This is a genomic window from Dehalococcoidia bacterium (genome assembly GCA_041653995.1).
In the GTDB taxonomy this organism is placed as follows: domain Bacteria; phylum Chloroflexota; class Dehalococcoidia; order GIF9; family UBA5629; genus CAIMUM01.
This window is the reverse complement of sequence record JBAZEK010000059.1, coordinates 1-3,178: the sequence shown is the minus strand read 5'-3', so window position 1 is coordinate 3,178 and position 3,178 is coordinate 1. Positions and strand designations below refer to the sequence as shown.

The 3,178-nt window shown below is 52.8% G+C and carries 4 protein-coding genes; all 4 read right to left on the bottom strand.

What is annotated here, in order from left to right:
- Window positions 1-693 precede the first annotated feature (693 nt).
- Window positions 694-1,146 carry a hypothetical protein gene (locus tag WC359_15315; protein ID MFA5401820.1) on the bottom strand — a complete coding sequence of 151 codons (453 nt, stop codon included), beginning with the start codon at window positions 1,144-1,146 and terminating at the stop codon, window positions 694-696.
- Window positions 1,147-1,161: 15 nt separating this feature from the next.
- Window positions 1,162-1,401: a hypothetical protein gene (locus WC359_15310; protein MFA5401819.1), complete on the bottom strand. Its 240-nt coding sequence runs from the start codon at window positions 1,399-1,401 to the stop codon at window positions 1,162-1,164.
- A gap of 12 nt (window positions 1,402-1,413) precedes the next feature.
- A complete protein-coding gene (locus tag WC359_15305; protein ID MFA5401818.1) occupies window positions 1,414-2,553 on the bottom strand; it encodes a hypothetical protein in 1,140 nt (379 codons plus the stop codon).
- A 20-nt stretch (window positions 2,554-2,573) separates the two neighbouring features.
- Window positions 2,574-3,178 (bottom strand): glycine-rich domain-containing protein (locus WC359_15300; protein MFA5401817.1); only part of this gene is annotated, 605 nt, incomplete at its 5' end.

The window sequence follows — 3,178 nt, the reverse complement described above, 5'->3', positions numbered from 1 at the left end:
TAACGCTTCGCATATGCACCGCCCTACCATGCCGGGGTTTTGTTTCCCGCCTATCTGCTTAGACTGAAATACATATCCAGGAGGGCAGGTGGTGGTAGCGGTATTCCATTCGTCACCGCAATTACATTCGGGATGTCCAGACACGGGCGTTCCCGGTGATCCGGCAGGACATCCACCTGCGGCTGGCGTGGGCGTTGTCTCAGCGCACGAACACTTACCGGGCGTGATACGCTTGGTAACCGGGTCGGCCACTGCCCCTACGCACGTTCCCCCAGGACAGTCAGCGTTCCCCGCGCAGTCCTTGCCGTTGACACACTTCCCGCACATCTCTACGCACTTATAATAATCAGCACTTCCTGGAAGGCTTCGTTGAGCGCATCGAAGGATACAGTCAGACTGATCTTCTTTTTCTGTACCAGTATTCCCCCCTGCATCTGGGGCCGGGGTTCCTGCTGGCGGGGATGTCGTTCCAAGGCACGAATTTATACACTGGTCAAACTCAGGTGTTCCTGCACGTAGCCCCTTACGCAGGCAGTCAGCCGAACATCCTGCCCAAGTACTCTTTTGCGTTTGAGGCGCACCCGTATTAGTGCCGCCACCTAGATTAGATGGAGTCATGCCGGAAACATTTGTGTCGAGACTCCCGGCTGGCGTCGTTGTTCCCTTTCCTAAAAAATAGCCCACTCTACCCTCCTAGACAGACGCCGCGTCTTTAGCTTTATTTGCCGCCATACCAGTAGACATACAATCCTTTATACATTTTTCGTAGTCAGGATTGCCATATCTAATACCTTTCGCGCTACAGCCCTTCGCGCAGTCTGCGACCGACACCTTGCTCCATCCCGTCGTATCCTGTTTCGGCGTACCGGCGTTCTTCATAATGTCCGGCCATGCGTTGCCAATCATGTCTATAAGGTCGTTGCTCATGTTCCCGCCGATACCAATGCCGCCCGGATACCCTGCTCCGCTTAGTCGCTGGAAGTTCTGAGTTAGCATACTCGCAAGGTATGGACTAAGCACATTGTACATCGGATCGCTCGGTGTATAAGCGGGGGTTGTCGTTGTCTGTTGTGTCGAGTCTTTCTTCCCGCCGAAAAAACTAGCCGCCGCAAGGGCTAATAGTACTGCATCATCAATTCCAAACATTGTTAATCTCCTTTTTTACTCATGGGGAAACGGGGCGTTAATCTTCGCCTTGATTTCGCTGATATCTTCTTTAAGGGCTTCGATGTCCTTCTGTATGCCCACAATAGCAAGGTCATGCTCACGGCATCTGTCAGGATTGTCCTTAATGCCATACTGCTTTGATAGTCTTTTTTCTTTAACCCCATCATAGATTCGCCAGCCCAGCGCTAGTCCTGCCACTGCCCCGGCTCCAACTTCTCCCCACGGTACATTCATTTTAATTTCCTCCTATTTACATTTTTTAGGCCCGTCTCCAAAAACGCAATCCCACCAACGCTTAAAGTCCCATCCCTTGAGCCAATACCTGCACTTGCAATCGGTCGGGGCGGGAGGCGTAGGGGGCGTAGGAGGTTCCGGTGAAACTACCCAATCTTCCGGGTATCTTAGGTAGTTTTCTGGACGTACTCCAAACTTGGCATTATAAGCATCGCATATAGCGAGATACCCCATTACCTGACAATCATCCGCGTTAGGTTGCTTGCCGATATATTCAAACCCATACTTTACCTGACCACTTGGTAAACGATATTTGTTGGTTGCGTTCATCCAGTAATTCATGGCTGACTGTATCTGCCACGGCGAGGGCCGAACCTGTGTCACGCCATTATAGATAACCCTGTCGCATAGGTTTTGTCCGTCCCATATGCCATCTACAGACCAGATAACACATAGCGGATTGCCCTGCTCTACCCAATACTTAACGGTATCTATGAGGTTCATAGAGGACGAATCCTTTACGCTATGAACTGGCCGATATATGGTCAGCATAGTTTCGTAGTCGAAGGCGTTCTCGGACTCGTAGGCTTGCCACTCAAGCGGCCCCTTGCTACCGGGAGGGTTCTGCCTTATATAGCTTGCCCCGTATGCGAATGGCTTACGGCTTGCCAGTTTGAACTCTGGATAGACGCAATCGCGCACGAACGCCCGCGCATACGGGCTACTGACCTCGTTCCCTACGCCGAACTTAACATACGGAAGCCCGCCCAAGGCGTTAAACATACCGCGCATAAGTTTTCTGGCGCGCTCATAATTGGCCGGGTCATACATCCAATCTTCGGAGCATCCGTCGAATATCTCTATCCATACATCTGCCCCAGGAGGGAAGCCTCGCGTTCCCTGAAACGGCTGATGTAATATCTCTACATATTCTTTAAGTAGCGTCCAGTATCCTTCATCCTCGAAGTCGAATGGTTTATCTATAGACCAGATGCCACGCCTTAGTATGCGCCACGTATTGACCCCGGCGTTCATGTATCTACGCGCACGATTAAACGCCTTAATCTTATCGAGCGTAAACTTGCCATCGACTACTCGCAGTACGCCACTCGGAGAAGTATTGAAATCGCCTAAACCAGACACGAGAAGCATTTTGTCGTTCATTACATATCCTAGAAACTGATTATTATGGCCTTGCCGTTTCCGCCTGCGCCGGAATTAGCGGCCTCGGAACCACCACCGCCACCACCCGGTTGAGTTCCGGCCGTAGCCGCATTTGGTTCCGTTGCTCCGGCTCCTCCTGCTCCGCCATTGAGAGAAGTCCCTCCCGCAGATGGTGTCCCGGTATCCGAACCACCGCCACCGCCGCCGCCTGCCCACAGTGAATTGCCTCCCGGTCCATTTCCAGAAGTAGCTGTTCCACCACCACCGCCACCGCCTCCGAAAGCCGAATCTCCGGCCGCAACCAACGATCCAGCTATGCCACCACATCCTCCTCCAAAAGCAGAGTTCTTTGACGCGAATGAAGTTGCAGTATAAAATCCACCTGCCGGGCCACCGCCTGCCCCGCCAGCCGTCCCGCTACCAACGAGGCCAACGGAAGTAGCTCCACCTCCTCCGCCTCCCCCAAATAAAGTAGTGGCGGGAGAGCCACCACCGCCGCCATAGGCAGTCACGTAGGCTCCAAACGTTGTATTTTCTCCGACGTTGCCAACTGTATTATCTACTGTAACTGTAGCACCGCCAGCCCCGACGGGAACAACAACCGGGGCTGTTT

Coding starts and splice junctions, on each gene's coding strand:
- WC359_15315 (MFA5401820.1), bottom strand. CDS start 1,146: ATGTTTGGAATTGATGATGCAGTACTATTAGCCCTTGCGGCGGCTAGT.
- WC359_15305 (MFA5401818.1), bottom strand. CDS start 2,553: ATGCTTCTCGTGTCTGGTTTAGGCGATTTCAATACTTCTCCGAGTGGC.
- WC359_15310 (MFA5401819.1), bottom strand. CDS start 1,401: ATGAATGTACCGTGGGGAGAAGTTGGAGCCGGGGCAGTGGCAGGACTA.